General features: G+C 61.0%; 17 protein-coding genes. 11 read left to right on the forward strand and 6 right to left on the reverse strand.

The window, feature by feature from the left end; genetic code table 11:
* Positions 1 to 4 precede the first annotated feature (4 nt).
* Together cbiB and bluB are read left to right on the forward strand one after the other, a co-directional pair.
* Positions 5 to 1,063 (forward strand): adenosylcobinamide-phosphate synthase CbiB, encoded by a 1,059-nt coding sequence (gene cbiB, locus AA0535_RS05460; RefSeq protein WP_264814901.1) that lies wholly within the window; start codon positions 5 to 7, stop codon positions 1,061 to 1,063.
* Between the two features lie 31 nt (positions 1,064 to 1,094).
* A complete protein-coding gene (bluB, locus tag AA0535_RS05465; RefSeq protein WP_264814902.1) occupies positions 1,095 to 1,751 on the forward strand; it encodes a 5,6-dimethylbenzimidazole synthase in 657 nt (218 codons plus the stop codon).
* Positions 1,752 to 1,827: 76 nt separating this feature from the next.
* On the opposite strand, the gene AA0535_RS05470 is transcribed toward bluB, so the two are convergent.
* Positions 1,828 to 2,739 carry a LysR family transcriptional regulator gene (locus AA0535_RS05470; RefSeq protein WP_264814903.1) on the reverse strand — a complete coding sequence of 304 codons (912 nt, stop codon included), beginning with the start codon at positions 2,737 to 2,739 and terminating at the stop codon, positions 1,828 to 1,830.
* Positions 2,740 to 2,980: 241 nt separating this feature from the next.
* On the opposite strand from AA0535_RS05470, the gene AA0535_RS05475 reads away from it, so the two are divergent.
* On the forward strand, positions 2,981 to 3,448 hold the full coding sequence (locus AA0535_RS05475; protein WP_264814904.1) for a hypothetical protein: 468 nt from the start codon (positions 2,981 to 2,983) through the stop codon (positions 3,446 to 3,448).
* A gap of 55 nt (positions 3,449 to 3,503) precedes the next feature.
* Here AA0535_RS05475 and AA0535_RS05480 read toward each other — a convergent pair whose 3' ends face one another.
* The 3 genes from AA0535_RS05480 to cobU are packed head-to-tail and all read right to left on the reverse strand — an operon-like array spanning position 3,504 to position 6,142.
* Positions 3,504 to 5,021 (reverse strand): cobyric acid synthase, encoded by a 1,518-nt coding sequence (locus tag AA0535_RS05480; RefSeq protein ID WP_264814921.1) that lies wholly within the window; start codon positions 5,019 to 5,021, stop codon positions 3,504 to 3,506.
* Between the two features lie 14 nt (positions 5,022 to 5,035).
* The gene (cobO, locus tag AA0535_RS05485) at positions 5,036 to 5,638 is read right to left on the reverse strand and encodes a cob(I)yrinic acid a,c-diamide adenosyltransferase (protein ID WP_264814906.1); all 603 of its coding nucleotides are present in this window, start codon (positions 5,636 to 5,638) and stop codon (positions 5,036 to 5,038) included.
* A 9-nt stretch (positions 5,639 to 5,647) separates the two neighbouring features.
* The gene (gene cobU / locus AA0535_RS05490) at positions 5,648 to 6,142 is read right to left on the reverse strand and encodes a bifunctional adenosylcobinamide kinase/adenosylcobinamide-phosphate guanylyltransferase (protein WP_264814907.1); all 495 of its coding nucleotides are present in this window, start codon (positions 6,140 to 6,142) and stop codon (positions 5,648 to 5,650) included.
* A 48-nt stretch (positions 6,143 to 6,190) separates the two neighbouring features.
* On the opposite strand from cobU, the gene cobT reads away from it, so the two are divergent.
* Positions 6,191 to 7,213, forward strand: a complete 1,023-nt coding sequence (cobT, locus tag AA0535_RS05495) for a nicotinate-nucleotide--dimethylbenzimidazole phosphoribosyltransferase (protein ID WP_264814908.1) — start codon at positions 6,191 to 6,193, stop codon at positions 7,211 to 7,213.
* Complete coding sequence (locus tag AA0535_RS05500) at positions 7,214 to 7,987, forward strand: adenosylcobinamide-GDP ribazoletransferase (protein WP_264814909.1); 774 nt, start codon at positions 7,214 to 7,216, stop codon at positions 7,985 to 7,987. It begins immediately after the preceding gene.
* Positions 7,988 to 8,095: 108 nt separating this feature from the next.
* Here the strand turns inward: AA0535_RS05500 and sodC are convergent, their stop codons facing one another.
* On the reverse strand, positions 8,096 to 8,641 hold the full coding sequence (sodC, locus tag AA0535_RS05505) for a superoxide dismutase[Cu-Zn] (RefSeq protein WP_373319282.1): 546 nt from the start codon (positions 8,639 to 8,641) through the stop codon (positions 8,096 to 8,098).
* Between the two features lie 257 nt (positions 8,642 to 8,898).
* Here sodC and AA0535_RS05510 point away from each other — a divergent pair, with 257 nt between their 5' ends.
* The 3 genes from AA0535_RS05510 to AA0535_RS05520 all read left to right on the forward strand — a co-directional run bounded on the left by AA0535_RS05510 (position 8,899) and on the right by AA0535_RS05520 (position 10,918).
* Positions 8,899 to 9,138 carry a DUF1272 domain-containing protein gene (locus AA0535_RS05510; RefSeq protein ID WP_264814910.1) on the forward strand — a complete coding sequence of 80 codons (240 nt, stop codon included), beginning with the start codon at positions 8,899 to 8,901 and terminating at the stop codon, positions 9,136 to 9,138.
* 146 nt (positions 9,139 to 9,284) lie between these two features.
* On the forward strand, positions 9,285 to 10,370 hold the full coding sequence (locus AA0535_RS05515; protein ID WP_264814912.1) for a catalase family peroxidase: 1,086 nt from the start codon (positions 9,285 to 9,287) through the stop codon (positions 10,368 to 10,370).
* Positions 10,367 to 10,918 (forward strand): cytochrome b, encoded by a 552-nt coding sequence (locus AA0535_RS05520; protein WP_264814913.1) that lies wholly within the window; start codon positions 10,367 to 10,369, stop codon positions 10,916 to 10,918. Before AA0535_RS05515 ends, AA0535_RS05520 begins: the two co-directional genes overlap by 4 nt.
* Before the next feature lie 642 nt (positions 10,919 to 11,560).
* Here AA0535_RS05520 and AA0535_RS05525 read toward each other — a convergent pair.
* The gene (locus AA0535_RS05525; RefSeq protein WP_264814914.1) at positions 11,561 to 12,028 is read right to left on the reverse strand and encodes a hypothetical protein; all 468 of its coding nucleotides are present in this window, start codon (positions 12,026 to 12,028) and stop codon (positions 11,561 to 11,563) included.
* Between the two features lie 1,100 nt (positions 12,029 to 13,128).
* Between AA0535_RS05525 and AA0535_RS05530 the strand changes: the two genes are divergently transcribed.
* From AA0535_RS05530 to AA0535_RS05540, 3 genes are all read left to right on the forward strand, one after another.
* Positions 13,129 to 14,565: an O-antigen ligase family protein gene (locus AA0535_RS05530; RefSeq protein WP_264814915.1), complete on the forward strand. Its 1,437-nt coding sequence runs from the start codon at positions 13,129 to 13,131 to the stop codon at positions 14,563 to 14,565.
* A gap of 143 nt (positions 14,566 to 14,708) precedes the next feature.
* On the forward strand, positions 14,709 to 15,671 hold the full coding sequence (locus tag AA0535_RS05535; RefSeq protein ID WP_264814916.1) for a CobW family GTP-binding protein: 963 nt from the start codon (positions 14,709 to 14,711) through the stop codon (positions 15,669 to 15,671).
* 5 nt (positions 15,672 to 15,676) lie between these two features.
* Positions 15,677 to 16,702: a WD40 repeat domain-containing protein gene (locus AA0535_RS05540; RefSeq protein ID WP_264814923.1), complete on the forward strand. Its 1,026-nt coding sequence runs from the start codon at positions 15,677 to 15,679 to the stop codon at positions 16,700 to 16,702.
* Positions 16,703 to 16,827 lie beyond the last annotated feature (125 nt).

The raw sequence follows: 16,827 nt of genomic DNA on the forward strand, positions 1-16,827 counted from the left end.
ATCCATGTTCCTTTCACTGACCCTGCTCGCCCTGCTCGTTGAGAGCGCATTCGGCTATCCCGACGCGCTGTTCCGGCGGATCGGCCATCCGGTAACATGGATCGGCCGACTGATCACGATGCTGGACCGCAGGCTCAACACACCGCCCCGCGACACAACCGGGAATGGAGGCAATGACGCTGCGGCGCGACCGCTCGATGCGCTATGTCAACGCACCAAAGGTGTGCTGGCCCTGCTCCTGATCGTCAGCCTCCCGACAGGGTTGGCGCTGGCAGCCACGAGACTTGCCCAGTCTTTCCTGCCCGAGTGGGTCGTCTTTCTGCTTCAGGCGCTTGGAGCGAGCACATTGATTGCCCAAAAATCGCTTCGCGCTCATGTGCAGGCCGTGCTGACCGGATTGAGGCAGAATGGACTGGAAGGGGGACGCCATGCCGTGGCGCAGATCGTGGGCCGGGACCCGGACTCCCTCGACGAATCAGGGGTTATCCGGGCGGCGATCGAGAGCCTGTCCGAAAATTTCTCCGATGGCGTGGTGGCGCCGGTATTCTGGTTGGCGGTTTTCGGTCTCCCCGGGATTGTCGCCTATAAGGCCATCAACACGGCAGACAGCATGATCGGCCACATGACCCCGCGCCATGCCGATTTTGGCAGGGCAGCGGCGCTTACCGATGACTGCGTGAATATTCCTGCCTCGCGCCTGACAGCTCTGTGGCTCGTTCTGGCAGGGCTGATCCCGGGCACAGCGCGTGACAGGCCCACAGCAGAAAGCGCTTTCGAAACGAGCAGGAATGCGCTCACCACGATCCGCCGGGACGCCCACCGCCACCGTTCGCCCAATGCTGGCTGGCCCGAAGCCGCCATGGCAGGTCTGCTCGCTTTGCGTCTGGCAGGCCCGAGGCATTATAAAGGGAAATGCGTGACCGATTCCTGGATGGGCAATGGCAGAGCTGAGGCCCGGCAACAGGATCTCGCCAATGCCCTGGGTCTTTACCGGATTGCCTGCGTGATACAGGCGGCTTTTCTGGTCCTCCTCATGGTCCTGTTCGGCCATTCATGGTCTTGATGCCCCGGCACCGTTCGATTGGAGTCTGATTATGAGTGAAGCCGATTGTCCCGCGGCACCGGTTTTCGACGATGCGTTTCGTGACAGGCTGGACGCCTTGTTTCAGTGGCGACGCGATGTACGACACTTCAGACGCGATCCTGTGCCTGAACCGGTGCTCGACCATATGCTTTCGGTCACCTGCTCCACTCCATCGGTCGGGTTGAGTCAGCCCTGGCGCTTCATGCGGGTAGACGCTCAGACACGTCGTCTGGCGGTCAGAAACGAATTCATGCAGCGCAATGCAGAAGCGTTGGCAGCGCAGACAGTCTCGGACAGTACGGCCTATGCCCGTCTGAAACTGGCCGGTCTGGACGACGCCCCGCATCATATCGCGGTCTTCTGCGACCCTGACCCCGCGCAGGGCCGTGGACTGGGACGCATGACCATGCCGGAGACGGTACAGTGGTCGGCAGTCATGGCCATTCACAGTTTCTGGCTCGCGGCCCAGGCCCATAATGTCGGTCTGGGATGGGTTTCCATTCTGGACCCATCCCATATGGCCTCCCTTCTCGACGCGGATCCGCATTGGCGCTTCATGGCCTATCTCTGTGTCGGTTACCCTGAGGAAGAAAACCGGATTCCGGAACTGGAACGTCGTGGCTGGGAGCAGCGTGCCCCGGCGCGGCACCACTGGCTCAGGCGCTAGCGCGAAAAGACCACTATTCCCCGGAGAACCGGCCCGGTTGAGGGATGGCAGGCTTCCAGCGCTTCGGGCCGGAAGCTCAGACAGGGAAAGGCAACCCATGCGCCACGCAGGTCATCCAGTCGATGAAGAGCCGCACAGCCGCTGAACGCTGGCGTGTGGGATAGGTGTAGGCCAGGATATCACCGTCCTCCGCGGACCAGTCCGGCAGGATTTTCTGAAGCATCGGTGCGACGGCAGGATGATCGTACAGGAAATCGGGCAGGATGGAGCAGCCCTGACCCGCCAGCACGCTCTCAAGGATCAGGTTGATCGGCCCAAGCGAGAGATGAGGCCTCATGCCGATCGTACGCGGCTCTCGAGAGGCGCTCGTCAGCCGCCACCCATCCTTGTCTGCCAGATCGACATAGCCGATGAACGGCAGACGGGAGACCTGCTCGAAGGTCTCTATGGGGCCGACCTGATCGTAATAATCCCGTCCGATCACCAGATGGCGTCTGTAACCACCGATACGACGGACATGCAGGGCAGGATCACTGAAAGGCCGTGTGCGGATGGCCACGTCGAACCAGGTCATCTTGCTGTCGGATACGTCGTCAGCCAGCGAAAAACTGATCTTGCAGGACGGATAGCGTGCCGCAAAAGCATGCACCACGGGCAGGACAATATAGCGGCCATAGGCGGCATTGGCGAGAACATGCAGATCGCCCTGGGGAATAGCCCCATGATGCCGCGTATCCAGGAAGGCCGTCTCGATAGCTTCCACACCCGAGGTGCAACGCCTGTAGAACACCTCGCCCGCCCGGGTGGGCAGGAGCTGCTTTGACGTTCTGATCAAAAGATCGGTCTGCAGCGACGCCTCAAGTTCGATGATGGCCTTGCTGATAACGCTCTTTGACACACCCAACATGCGGGCGGCCCCTGACACCGACCCCGCCTCAATCACCGCGATGAAGTACATCATCCCATTGAAATTAAGCTTTTTTCTCATCGTCCCCCGATCCCGTCGTTCGAAAAAACAGAACGATGCGTCGCAAAAACTGTCCTTGTTTTTACATACCATTTCATCCGATGGTGCTCATCGTAAAAATTGATGAATCACTCATTAGAAGCCAGTCAAACTCGTTACACATCGTTAAATACAACAATCAAGTTCGACAGGTAACACTGCATTTACGAATGTCTCTCTAGAAAACGCGGCACACGTTACAAAAACAAGACCGGAGAACGAGATGCACAGATTTAATCCACCTTCCCCATTACAAGCAGAAACCGTGAATAACTGGAATTCTATCACGGATCGTGCTGAATTTTCGCGTAATCTCTCGGACTCCCATCATGATTACTATGAGTCCAAGATGGTATTCGACGCTTCTGCGGCTGAACTCAGCGATGAAACTGATGCACGTTGTGTCGTCAATGACAATCTGGGCGACGCGATTTCTTTTCTCGGCGCGGATACTGGCCTTCTGAGCCGCGCAGAAAATGATCCAGTGTCGATCAGGGTCGTCTGGAACCTGCTCGAGAATGTCTCACGCGTCTACCTACCCAAAATTTCGTCAGCGAACGAGCAGGACACGGTTTGCTTGTCCGTCAAGGGCGACCCCTATTCGGTGCGCGAAAACGGCGTCATGCTTGACGCCCTGAACTACGTGCGCATGCTGTTTTCTGAAACCGCGCGCGCCCTCCCTGCTTTCTGAGTCCCGGTCCCGGGCCAAGTTTTCAGGCCCGTTTTCTTCGTTCCGGCTTTTGACGTCAGATCTTCCGGGCAATATCGAGCAATCGATCGACGGCAATATGGGATTCGAGGTGATCCGCCAGGGCATCGAGCGCGGACTCCACACGCTTTTTGTTGTCGAAAGGGGCCGAACCTGCCCCTAACCGGAACAGAAACGCGGCACGCCCTTCGGCCTTGTCGAAAAATCCATGCAGATAGCTGCCGCTTACCCGGCCATCCTGCGATTGCGCCCCTTCGGCTCGACCATCCTCCATCATGATCAGAGGCCGGGACAAGGCAGAACCGGTCGTCTCACCCGCATGGATCTCGTACCCACGCACATATCCACCATCGGGTAAAAGTTGCCCGGTGGTTTCACGGACGGTTTTTCCGGTTGTGATAACGGTATCGAGCTCAAGAAAACCCAGCCCTTCGCAGGCGATGCTGGGCCCTTCTATCCCGCAGGGATCGGCAATCGAGCGCCCGAGCATCTGGTACCCGCCGCAAAGACCAAGAATATGACCGCCGCGACGATGATGGGCCCTGAGATCGATGTCCCAGCCCTGCGCCCGCAGGAAAGCCAGATCGGCGATGGTCGATTTGGAACCGGGCAAGATCACCAGATCGCAGACGGGCAGCACCTCGCCCGCCGGAACATAGACGATCGAAAGGCCGGGCTCGGCGCGCAAGGCGTCGAGATCGTCGAAATTCGCAATCATGGGCATCAGGGGCACCGCCACACGGAGAATGCACTCGCCCTGTAGTCCATAAGGGGGACGATCGCCGGGTAATTCGCCGAACAGACCACGCCCGTGCATGGCATGGGCGAAGGAGGCGCAGCCTGAAGGCAGATCGCCCGTATCCTCGGACGGAAGTTCCTGCATACGGCTGAAATGAGGAACCAGCCCGCAAGGATCCCAGCCCGTTCTCTCGGTAATGAATTCCATCCCGCTCTCGAACAGGGTCGGGTCTCCCCTCATGCGATTGACGATGAAACCCCGTATCCGCGCCGCATCCGCGGGCGGCAGCACGGTCTGCGTGCCGACAAGACTGGCGATGACCCCGCCGCGATCGATATCGCCAATCAGGATGACGGGACATGATGCCTGCTCGGCAAAGCCCATATTGGCGATATCGTTCTGACGCAGATTGACCTCCGAGGCCGACCCCGCGCCCTCCACAAGGACGATATCGGCCTCGGCCTGGAGCGTTCTGAAGCTCTCCATGACGGCTGGCATCAGCAGTGGCTTGACCTGCTGATAGGCCCGCGCCTGCCTCTGCCCCCATACCCTGCCCTGCACGATGATCTGCGAACCCTGCTCGCTCTGTGGCTTGAGCAGAACCGGATTCATGTGAACGCTGGGGGCAACGCCGCAGGCCATGGCCTGCAGGGCCTGCGCCCGGCCGATCTCACCGCCATCGGGGGTGACCGCGGCATTATTGGACATGTTCTGCGGCTTGAAGGGACGCACCCTCAACCCGCGCCGGGTCAGGGCACGGGCGAGACCAGCCACCAGCACGGATTTACCGACATTCGAGCCCGTTCCCTGAAACATCAGGGCGGATGCGCTCAAAACTCGAAGCCCTGCTGGGCTTTCACGCCGTCACGGAAATGGTGCTTGACCAGGGTCATCTCGGTCACGAGGTCGGCAGCCTCGGTCAGCCAGACCGGGGCATTACGCCCGGTAATCACCACATGCTGGCCGGGCGGTCGGGCGGCCAGCCCGGGAAGTACAGTGGCTTCGTCCAGATAGCCGTAGCGCAGGGCGATATTGAGTTCATCGAGAACGACCAGCGCCACATCCTCGCGTGCGAGGGCAAGCCGTGCCTGTTCCCAGGCACGCTGGCAGGCTGCGATGTCGCGCGCCTTGTCCTGCGTCTCCCAGGTGAAGCCCTCGCCAAGCGCATGAAACTGCGCAAGTTCGCCGAAACGCTCGAGCGCGCGTCGCTCCCCGGTATCCCATGCTCCCTTGATGAACTGCACCACCACGACCTTGCGCTCATAGCCCAGCATACGCAGGGCCAGCCCGAAAGCCGCCGTCGATTTCCCCTTGCCGGGGCCCGTATGGACCGCAAGCAGACCTTTCTCGATGGTCTTCTCGGCGACCTCTCGATCCTGAACCTCCTTGCGGCGGCGCATCTTCTCACGGTGTCGCTCGATATCTTCGCTCATCGGGATCACTCACTTCATTTCGAGGGCACAACCCGCCGCAACGAAAAGGACGCGACGGGCTGACCGGGCCAGAGTCTGATGCAAGAGCCCTGCCTCATCCCGGAAGCGCCTTGCAAGTGCATTCTCGGGTACGATACCAAGACCCACCTCATTGCCGACGAGCACGGTGAGAGCCTCACGCGCCGCGAGGACATCCAGCAACATGGTTGTCTCACGGACGATATCGCGTTCCTCCATCAGCAGGTTCGTCAACCAGAGCGTGAGGCAATCGATCAGAACCGGCCTGTCGCCCTGCAGGGCTGAAGCCAGGTCGAAAGGCGCCTCGACGGTCTCCCAGCCGGGTGAGCGGTCTGCCCTGTGCCGGTCTATACGGGTACGCATCTCATCATCCCAGGCGCGGCAGGTCGCGACATAGCGCCACGGGCCGGGGCACGCCATGACCAGCGTCTCGGCATGATGGCTCTTGCCGGAGCGGGCGCCACCCAGCACCAGGATATGATTCATCGCGCGCTTCCCCTTGCAGAACCGCTTTTATCCCAACAGAAAGGGCGCATGTCACCTTTCCGCTCTATCGAGGCCCTGCAGACGGCCTGCCGGACATTGCCCGCGCCCGATGAATCGGCACGGGCGGCCATTGGCCTGCGCGAGGCCAGCCTGACGAAACCGGCTGGAAGCCTCGGCAGGCTTGAAAAACTCGTCGCCTGGTATGGCGCCTGGCGCGAGCCGTGTCTGGATCGGGTCGATATCTGTCTATTCGCCGGCAATCATGGCGTCCTTGAACAGGGTGTCTCTGCCTGGCCCGCCAGTGTCACGGCCGCCATGATCGAGAATTTCCGTCAGGGAGGGGCGGCCATCAACCAGCTGGCCCGCGAGGCACGAGCGGGCTTGCATGTCATCACCCTCGGTGACCTTGTTCCCAGCGCCGATCTGACGCGCGCGCCTGCTCTGACCCAGGAACAGTTTCTGGACGCGGTATCGACCGGATATCAGTCTGTACCCCCGATGACGGATCTTCTGGTTCTCGGCGAAATGGGGGTGGGCAACACGACGGCGGCGGCGGCGCTGGCCGCCGTGTTGTTCGGCGGGGATGGTGCAGCATGGGCCGGTAGGGGGGCCGGACTCGACGATGAGGGCATACAGCGCAAGATCGAGGCCATCGACAGGGCGTTGTCGCTGCACGGGCGAGACCACTCGCCTCTCGAGAGCGCCAGACGCTATGGAGGCTGGGAGCTCGCAGCGCTTCTGGGCGCCATGCTCGGCGCGCGCCACCAGCGTATTCCTGTTCTGCTTGACGGGTTTGTGGTGACTGCGGCGGTCGCCCCGCTGGCCCTGCTAGACCCTTCAGGGCTCGACCATGGCTATCTGGGCCATTGCTCGCAGGAGCGGGGGCATCGACAGCTTGCAGACCGCCTCGGCTTTGAGCCTCTCCTCGATCTGGAGTTGCGTCTGGGAGAGGGTTCGGGAGCGGCTTTGGCCGTCCCGCTTGTGCGCGCAGCCCTTGCCTGCCACAATGGGATGGCAAGTTTCGACGACATTGCCGTGAGTAATCAGAGTCATCACAAAATAACGACCTGAATGACTATCCTACGCGCAGATTTCGCTGCGGGTCTCAGCCTGCTGACACGCCTGCCGACCGCATGGCTGTATGACCCCCGCAGCCCGATCGAACTGACCCGGTCGAGCTGGTGCTGGCCACTTCTTGGCGGGGGTATTGGGGCCGCAACCGGCAGCATGATGGTGCTGTGCATCTGGCTGGGTATGCCTGCGATCGTGGCGACTGGCTGGGCCATCGTTCTTCAGCTTTTTCTGACCGGTGCCCTGCATGAAGACGGGTTTGCTGACACAATCGACGGTTTTTTCGGCGGGCGCACAGCCGAACGGCGTCTCGAGATCATGCGTGACAGCCGTATCGGCAGTTATGGCGGGCTTGCGCTCAGTGTGGTGATGCTGCTGCGCGCGGGAACCATGACAACCCTTGCGGCCCAGCCCCTCCATATTGTCTCCATACTCGCGACTGCTGGCGCGTTTTCACGTCTTTCGCTCATGCTGCCGCTTCTGTGGCTTCGCCCGGCCCGAGCCGATGGGCTGGCCCATGAACTGCGTCACCTGCCTGCGCGCTGTTTGCTGGTTGCCATTTTCTTTACCGCCCTGATCGCAAGCTCGCTGTCCTTGCTGGGGGCGCTGTCACTCTTTCTCGCGGCCTGTCTAGCCACGCTGGGGCTATGCAGCGTGGCTTATCGCCTCGTAGGAGGCTACACGGGCGACGTGCTGGGCGCCACGGCAATCATCACGGAGCTGGTCGTCCTGACAGGCGCCAGCCTGCATGGTTTCGACAAACTGCCTTTCTAGGCGCTGTCCGACTCACAGGGGCACGTATTGAGTATGAGCAAAGCTACGGCCTGACAGGCCGAGGCCAGCAGACCGCGCAACGCCGAAAAGCGCTTTGCCCCTGAAGATTTATTGCAGCACGGCACAGGCGATGCGTGCTCCGGCGCCTCCAATCGGCTGCGTCTTGTAGTCATCAGGGCTGGCGTGGATCACAAGGGCAGAACCATCTGCATCGCGAAGCGCAGGACGACCCTCTGCACCCTGGACTGAGACAAGGGTGGAGTAGAATTCGACCGTCGCACTGCCATCGCTAGCAACGTACAGGTTGGGCAGATCTCCGGCATCAGTGGCGTTGGGCGAAAGCAACCCGTGCACGACCGGCATCACCGCATGCACATGTCCCCCGGCGCTGGTGAATTTGGGCGGGGTGCAGCTTCCTTTCTCGTGAAAATGAATGCCATGCCATCCGGGTGCAAGCCCCTCGGCAACCACGCGAAGCAGTACTCCCTTCGGGGCTTCGGTCACGGTCACGGTGCCATGCGACTTGCCGTCTGCGCCGAGCAGGGACCCGGTTAGGGTATCCGCCATGCTCTCGGCCGCCTGGGCCTGGGACAGGCCGATTATTGTGCCCGAAAGTAGAAGAACGGAGAGAGTTTTGTGCAGGACAGCGCGCATGGAAAGAACCTCAAGTAGAGAGAAAACGTCGCAGGAAAGCCGAAGCGCAGAACGAAGGACGAGGACAGAGAGCGATTCCTCATAGAAAAAGCCAGTTCTGTTCGCCAACGTGATGAGATTGCATGAGTTGCGAGCGCCTCGCAACGCTCTGTTGCGCAGGGCGTGGCCCCCGCGAGTCCCCTTCGCCATTGCTGGAAAACAGAGACGGCGTACCATCGTGCAGGCTACGCTCTGCTCCCCATGCAGGAAAAAGTCCCATGCTCGAACTCCGACCGAATTGCGAATGCTGTGATACCGACCTCCCACCCGAGTCAGACCACGCCTGGATCTGTTCTTTCGAATGCACATTTTGTCAGGACTGTGCCGAGACAAGGCTCGGGGGCGTCTGCCCGAATTGTGGCGGCGGTCTTGTACTGCGCCCAATCAGGCCCGCAGCCTGTCTGGTGACGAGGCCGGCATCAACACGGCGGATCACGCGCGATCATCCTTGCCCATGAGAGGGCAAGGAATAATGCATGTTCATTCTTAAACCGGAATTTTATACGCGCGCCCTAGCGCTCCGGAGTAGCATGGAGGGTGTCAGGCTGAATATCGGGCGGCGGCATTGTGCTGACCGGCGATCAGGCACCAGGGCCCATGTGACATGCCTCAGAAATTGCCGCATTCTTCAGGGCGGGTCCTACGCTGGCTGGGTGTTGCCTCCCTGCCGTGCCTGCTCGCCGCAGGATTTGCCGTATCAGGAGGTTGGCTGAGCCCCCATCGCGTCACACAGAATACCCTGATCGCGGCGCTGCAGGGCGTCGATGGGAAACATCCTGGCTTCAGGCGCAACCATGCCAAGGGCGTGTGCGTGACCGGATGGTTCGAGGGTAACGGCACGGCAAGCGCCCTTTCCACTTCCTCTTTCCTCGAAGCCCGTCGTGTGCCGGTGATCGGACGTTTCGCCCTGGCGGGCGGCATGCCCTATCAGGGCGATGCCCCGGGTAAGGTGAGAAGCCTGGGCCTCAGTCTGAGGGGAGCTGACGGTCAGGAGTGGCGCATGGGGATTAACGATATCCCGGTGTTTCCTGTCAGGACCCCGGAAGAATTTCAGGCGCTTCAGCTTGCCGTTCGCCCCAACCCTGCAACCGGCAAACCCGACCCTGCGCAGGTTCAGGCGTTTCGTGCAGCTCATCCTTGGCTCGCCTCTGCCGGTGCGGCACTGGCAAAGCGACCAATTACCTCAGGCTTCGAAAACGACACCTATCGCAGTCTCGACAGCTTCCTGCTCCAAGACGCCAAGGGTCATGTGACGGCGGTTCGCTACGCTATGGTGCCAGAAGAAACCGATGTGACGATCCCTGCCCTTTCGGGGGAAAACGCCTTGTTCGAGAGACTGGCAAACGCCATTGCCGCTCACCCCCTGCGCTGGACGTTGGTTTTTACCGTGGCCGGGCCGGGTGATGTGATCGACGACCCAAGCCGTGAATGGTCCGGGCAGGATCGTCAGATCGAGGGAGGGATCCTGACCATCGACAGGATCGAGAGCGAGGAAACCGGGAGCTGCACCGGGATTACCTATGACCCCCTGATATTGCCGCCGGGGGTCAGTGCCTCAGGCGATCCGGTGCTCCAGGCGCGCTCAGCAGCCTATATGCGCTCTTTCGCCGAACGCTCGCGCGAACCCCGCCCCGTTCCCGCAGTCACGCCTGCCACGCTCGAAACGAAAAGCCAGGACAAAGCATCATGAGCCGTCCGGATGTTTTCTCGGGCCCCTCGCGCCTGCTTCACTGGCTCATGGTCGTGCTGATCCTGACGATGCTGTTCGTCGGTGTCTTTATGGCGTCCGGCGCCGGGCCGCACTACCACATGCTGGTATCGTTCCATCGCCCGCTCGGTATCGCGATCCTGCTGCTGGCCATCGTCAGGCTTATCAACCGCCGATTCAATCCGCCTCCCGCGCTGCCAGCCGATCTCCCTCGTGTCATGAGTCTTGTCGCAAAGGCCTCACACTGGGCACTCTACGTCCTGATGATCACCCTGCCTCTGGTAGGCTGGGCCATGCTCTCGGCGGGCGGCTACCCGATTCCCCTTTGGGGACAGAGCCTGCTCCTGCCTCCCATCCTGCCACATGATGCGACTGTCTGGGGCTGGCTGCGCCTGACCCACACTGTGCTCGCCTTTGGCTTGTTCGGGCTCATCATGGCCCATGCGGGAGCGGCGCTGTTCCATTTCCTGATCCGGGGCGACAGGGTTATGCAGAGCATGACAGGAATGCCTTCCGACCCGGCAGAGTAGTGACCTGCCCGCTCCGAAACGGGACTGAGACAAATCCCACATTGCCGTTCAACGTATCCTCAGGAGATGGCAATCCCCTCGGCAAACCGGGGTCTTATATGTGCCATACAATCATTGGGGTCTCGTTCTCACCCTCTTGAGATGGGGCAGCCAGAGAAAGCGAAAACCAGAGGAGGCGGACCGGACTGGATCATGGACCCTGTATGTCTGCCCGGGGAGCTCCTCCGAGATCGCACGTACCATCTGTCTGACCCCACAAAAGAGTCGGCCCCGCACTTGGGATGAGAAGGCGTTGAACGATGGGATAGATGCTCCCGGGCTGCCTGGCGTCGCTCAGCCCGATTCTCTATACGCGACAAAGCTTCGACCTCTGACGAACGCGCGAGGGACCGCCACTGGGTCAGTCAAATCAGACCGCCTCGCCCGCCGTATACTGATGCAGATCCGCGCCCTGATGACCTGATATTGGCGACATGACGTCTTGCAGCTTGGATAGCGCGGCGTGACCTAAGCGGACCATCCCCCTTGAAAAAAGCGGCCCTGGGGCCGCTTCCATCAGAACAAACCGTGGGCTCATCGGAGACCCGCTTGTCCGAGGCTCATCGAGGCAGCCTGTCAGCCGCCCCGAGGGCTCTTTTCGCCTCAGTCCACCAGCTGGAAAGACAGACCCTGACCGCCCGCGGCCAGATGGGCGCCGCGCGTTGCTGTGGTGATCTTGATCTTCACACCATTGCTGTTGCTCAGAATTGCGCCACCGATGCCGCGATCCAGCGTGGCGTCGCCATTGAGCGCACCGTAACCACCGTCGAAATCATGCAGGTTCTTCAGGTTGTAGACAACGCCCGTAGCCTCGATCTTCGAGAAGCCAACTGCAGCGATATTGCCACCCGAAATCTTGAAGCGATAAGTCTTGTGCCCGAAGGTCAGGGTGCCCTGCCCCCAAGTATACCCGATGCCGACATCGGCAGATTTTGCCATCATCGTGATATGGCCGACCGGTGTTCCAAGAGCGTCAGGAGCCTTTGGATCGGCATGCGCTACCGGCATGATGGCCAGCGCCGCAGCTGCGAAGGTGGAAGCGGCAAGGGCACGGCGGGTGAATGAGCGCATTGTTCTTGTTCCTCTCAGAAAGGGAATGCGTTGCGTGGCGTTAACTCGCTGCTCTCCGGTTCGTTCCCGTCATGAAGCATGATCGCGAGGCGTTGACTGACAACCGTGCCATGTGCGCAGGGACGGAGCCATGAAATCCGGCTCTATCTAATTAAGAGCATGACGACACTCACTGGCCTCGATATTTTCTTGTCATGCTGGCTCAGACACGATGCCGGACCTTCGATCTGTCGATTTGTCCCTGCTTGCGCGCGTCATGGCGCCACCATCGCCCTCCGATCCGGGACCCTGCATGTGGCCGATGCCAGCATCGATTTCCCATACAGTGCCGCGGTGGCCTTGGGCCCCTCTACGGCAACCGGACAGCGATCGAAGAAAAGCGGCCAGAATCGCGGGGACGCTCCTACACGGATCATCGCCGGAAAAGCCGATTTCACCCATTATTCTGCCAGCGCAGCCATCCATAACAGAGCGGCCCGAAGCCCATCACGATTGCGTCATATCTGAGCGCATGACTAGCGCATGAGGCTGGATATCGCGCGCGGTCGTCAGTCGCTCAGACAGGCTAACGGAGGGCTGGATGATAGCGATAAGGACAGAGAAGCTGATGTCGGTCATGTCCTTTCGCCGCACTATTGCTCGACCGCGGTGGCACGAATCTTGCCCACCTCGCATTGCCTCTCATGTTCGGTGGCCGCATTTTGCACCGGGGTCCTGCCATCGATCCGGTGGACATACCGGAAGTCGATCCTGACCGTTTTCAAACAACATAGCGATCCCTTGATTCCCCGACGGCTGCGTCACGGTAGACTGTCGCGATAGAGTTTGGGGTTGTCAGGCCAAGCCAGGCCGAGCTTGGTAGCCAGCCCTCCCCTTGGAGCATCTACCGCCTCTCCGCTCCGGCACGTCCTATGGGCACCTCGCCATGACCGCGCCCATGAACCGGGAACGTGTCAGTAAATCTCACCCCGCTCCTGATCGCCTTGTGAAGGGGCCTGATCACCGCACTATCTTCAGGGCCGCTTCACAGTCATCCACGCATTCCCGAAGCCCTCAGCTTGATACGGGGGACTGATTTCCCGCTCCGCCGGATTGTCATCGTGTCGGTCGTCATCGGCATGGTCCTTTGTCAGGTACGTCACATCCTGTTTCACACGACACGACCGGACATTCGATGCGTCTCTTGCGCCCGCCCCGGCGAGCGGGCATCACCCAATGCCATGACCAGAACCGCCCGATGTATCCCTGCGCTCGATCGCCTCGGTTTCGTGGCGACATTGCTCATGCCGGTGTTCCTCACACATGGGCGTGTGTTCTCTGAAATCTCCATGGATCTTCTCGCCGTCCTGCTGCTGGTACGATCCGCCTTGGGTCTGGGGTGGTTCTGGACGCGCCAGTTCTGGGTCCGTGTCGCCTTCCTCTGGTGGGGCTGGCAGATCGTTTGTTCCCTGCCCCATATCGGGCTTGGCTCATCGCAGGCACTCACCCAGGCCTGCCTTGCCATACGATTTCCACTCATGGCAGCGGCAATGCAGGTCTGGACGTTGCGCGACGCCGAATCACGCCTCTGGATGAGTCGGGTACTGGTGGCATGCTGTGCCTATTTCGTCCTGCAATTCGTGATGCAGGCGCTGCTCGGTCACAATCTTTTCGGTTATCCGCGCTATATCGATGGCACCTTGACCGGCCCCTACGCCCATCCGCGCGCCGCCGCTCCTTTTTCGCGACTGGTCCTGCCGGTCATGATGCTGGGCTGTGCCTTTCTGGTGGCACGGTCCGGGCGAGCTGAGAGCGATACATCTCGTTCAGTCGGCACAGGGACGTTTCTTGCCATGAGCGTGCTCGCTGTACTGGTGCTGGGCCTGATGGTGCTTGCCGGACAGCGCATCCCCATGGCCCTTACGGCGCTGGGCATTGGCGTTTGTGCATTATTCTACCGCCCCCTGCGCCCCGCCGCCGTCGTGGGCGCGCTCAGCCTGCCCGTACTCGTGCTTCTGGCGCGCTTCGTTGCACCGCAGGCGTTCCAGCATCTTGTGATCCTGGCCGCGCATCAGCTTTCCCATTTCTGGGAGTCGCATTACGGCCTTGTTTTCACGCGGGCCATGGTCATGGCTGAGGCTCATCCTGTGACCGGCCTCGGCTACGATGCCTTCCGTCATGCCTGCGCGAACCCGGCCTATCAGCATGGCTTGCCCTGGTTCAGTACGGCCAGTGACGGCGGCGGCGCAGGCATTTGCGTGCAGCACGCCCATAACCACTACCTGCAGGCCCTGACCAATGCCGGTGTGCCGGGGCTCTTCCTGTTCGGCGGCCTCGTTTTTGCCTGCCTGCGTGCACTATGGCCGGTGCGAGGAGCGCATCACGCCTGGCGTATCGGGCTGTTTGCCGCTTTTTTCATCCAGGAATGGCCTTTTGCTTCGGCCAGTGATTTCCTCAACCTGCCTCTGGGTGGCTGGGCCTTCATGCTGCTCGGCGTCGGCCTTGCCGAGGCTGAGCACCGCCAGAGCGTTGAACCGAACCCTTACCCCGTCCTGTAATCCCGTAGGGGCGAGCGCCGGCATCCACGATCCACGAGAGTTCGTGCACGGCCGGCCGGGTGGCATGCCGCCTCTGTTCCTTACCCCCTTGCCACCCTATATGCTGAGCCGACCATAACTCTTCGCGAAGATCCGGAGTGCCGATGTCCGAAACCAAGACCCCCGTCACCGTTCTCACCGGCTTTCTCGGTGCCGGGAAAACGACCCTGCTCAATCACATTCTCTCAAGCGAACACGGACGCAAATATGCGGTGCTCGTGAATGAGTTCGGCGAGCTCGGGGTCGATGGCGATCTGGTGGTCGACGCCGATGAAGAGGTGTTCGAGACCAATAATGGCTGCATCTGCTGCACCGTGCGTGGCGATCTGATCCGTATCCTCGGCAGTTTGCTGCGCCGTCGCGGCAAATTCGATGGCATCATTGTCGAGACTACCGGGCTAGCCGACCCCGCCCCCGTGGCCCAGACCTTTTTCGTGGACGAAAACCTGCGCGAGAAGTCCCGTCTCGACGCCGTCGTGACCGTGGTGGACGCCTATAACGTGATCCAGACTCTCGACGAGAGTCCCGAGGCCATTCGTCAGGTCGCGTTTGCCGATGTGATCATTCTCAACAAGACCGATCTGGTGGATGAGGCAGGACTCGAGGCCATCGAAGCCCGTCTGCGTGGGATCAATGCCAGCGTGCAGATCCATCGCGCGCAGCACAGCGCCGTGGCGCTCAGCACCGTGCTCGATCAGGGCGGGTTCGATCTCGAACGTGCCCTCGAGACCATGCCCGATTTCCTCGAGAACAATGAGCATTCGCATGAGGAAGGCGTGACCAGCATGTCTTTCTCTGTTGCGGAACCGCTCGACGAGCAGCGCTTCCAGGCCTGGATCGGTGCGATTTTGCAGGAGCAGGGTGCCGATATCCTGCGCTCGAAGGGCATCATGCATTTTGCCGGCAAGGAGGAGCGCTTTGCATTCCAGGCCGTCCACATGATGGCCGATGGCGATTTCATCGGGAAGGGCAAGGAGGGTGACAGCACGGAATCACGCATCGTCTTCATCGGCCGCAACCTGAACCGTCCGCAACTGCGCCGTGGCTTCGAGAGCTGCCGCGCATGAGCGAGATGACCGAACTCCTCGCCACACGTGGCGCGGAAAAGACCATTGGCTCCCCTGTTACAGCGGTTGCCTGCGCACGCGACGGACAGAGTTTCGCTCTGGGCACGGTCGAGGGTGAGATCTTTCTCATCCCTGTGGCCGGGCTCAAGCTCCCCGAGACCTGGCAGCGTGTCGAGGCCCATGACGGTGCGGTGCTCTGCCTGGCTCCCGATACGGGCAAGACCGGGTTCGTGAGCGGCGGCGAGGATAGCCGTCTGTGCCGCACCCTGCCCGATGGCACGGTGACCGAACTTCACAAGGGTCGTCGCTGGGTCGAGTGCGTGTCGACCACCCCCGAGCACATCGCCTTTTCCATAGGCAAGCAGCTCGAAATCCGTAACGCGCCCGGCGATACGACGCTCAAGACCCTCGAACACCCTTCAACCGTGACCGGCATCGTTTTCGATGCCAAGGGCAAGCGCGTTGCGGCCTCGCATTATAATGGCGTGTCGATGTGGTTTGTAGGCGCAAAAGTAGATACCGTGCGCCCGCTCGAATGGAAGGGCAGCCACACCACCCTCGCCATTCATCCTGCTGGCGAGGCGCTCGTGACAGCGATGCAGGAAAATGACCTGCATGGCTGGCGCCTGTCCGACAGCCATAACATGCGCATGAGCGGCTACCCCAAGCGCGTGACCTCGCTCTCCTTTACCCGTAACGGGCGCTGGCTTGCGACCTCAGGCGCCGATGCCATCGTGCTCTGGCCTTTCTTCGGCGGCGGCCCGATGGGCAAGCCGCCTACCGAGCTCGCCCGGCTGCCCGGCGTGTTCTGTTCCGCGGTCGCAGCACACCCCAAAAACGATATCATCGCCGCTGGCTTCGAAGACGGATCGGTGCTTCTCGCCGAACTTGGCTCAGAACGCGTTCTGCCCATCTGCCTCGGCAAGCGCGGCAAGGTGACCGGTCTGGCCTTCTCCCCGCTGGGTGGTGTCATGGTGTTCGGTACGGATGACGGCGTGATCGCCGCGATCGATCTTTCTTCGGCGAGTTGAGCCGATCATGGGGCTCCGCCCCATACCCCGCCAAAGGACAGTCGTCCTTTGGAAACCTGTTCGACTAAGCCGGGATGAAAGGGGCGTGCCCCTTTACGGGGGCAGGGCAGCGCCCTGCAGACGCC

The sequence above is a fragment of the Asaia krungthepensis NRIC 0535 genome, from assembly GCF_025995175.1.
GTDB lineage: Bacteria > Pseudomonadota > Alphaproteobacteria > Acetobacterales > Acetobacteraceae > Asaia > Asaia krungthepensis.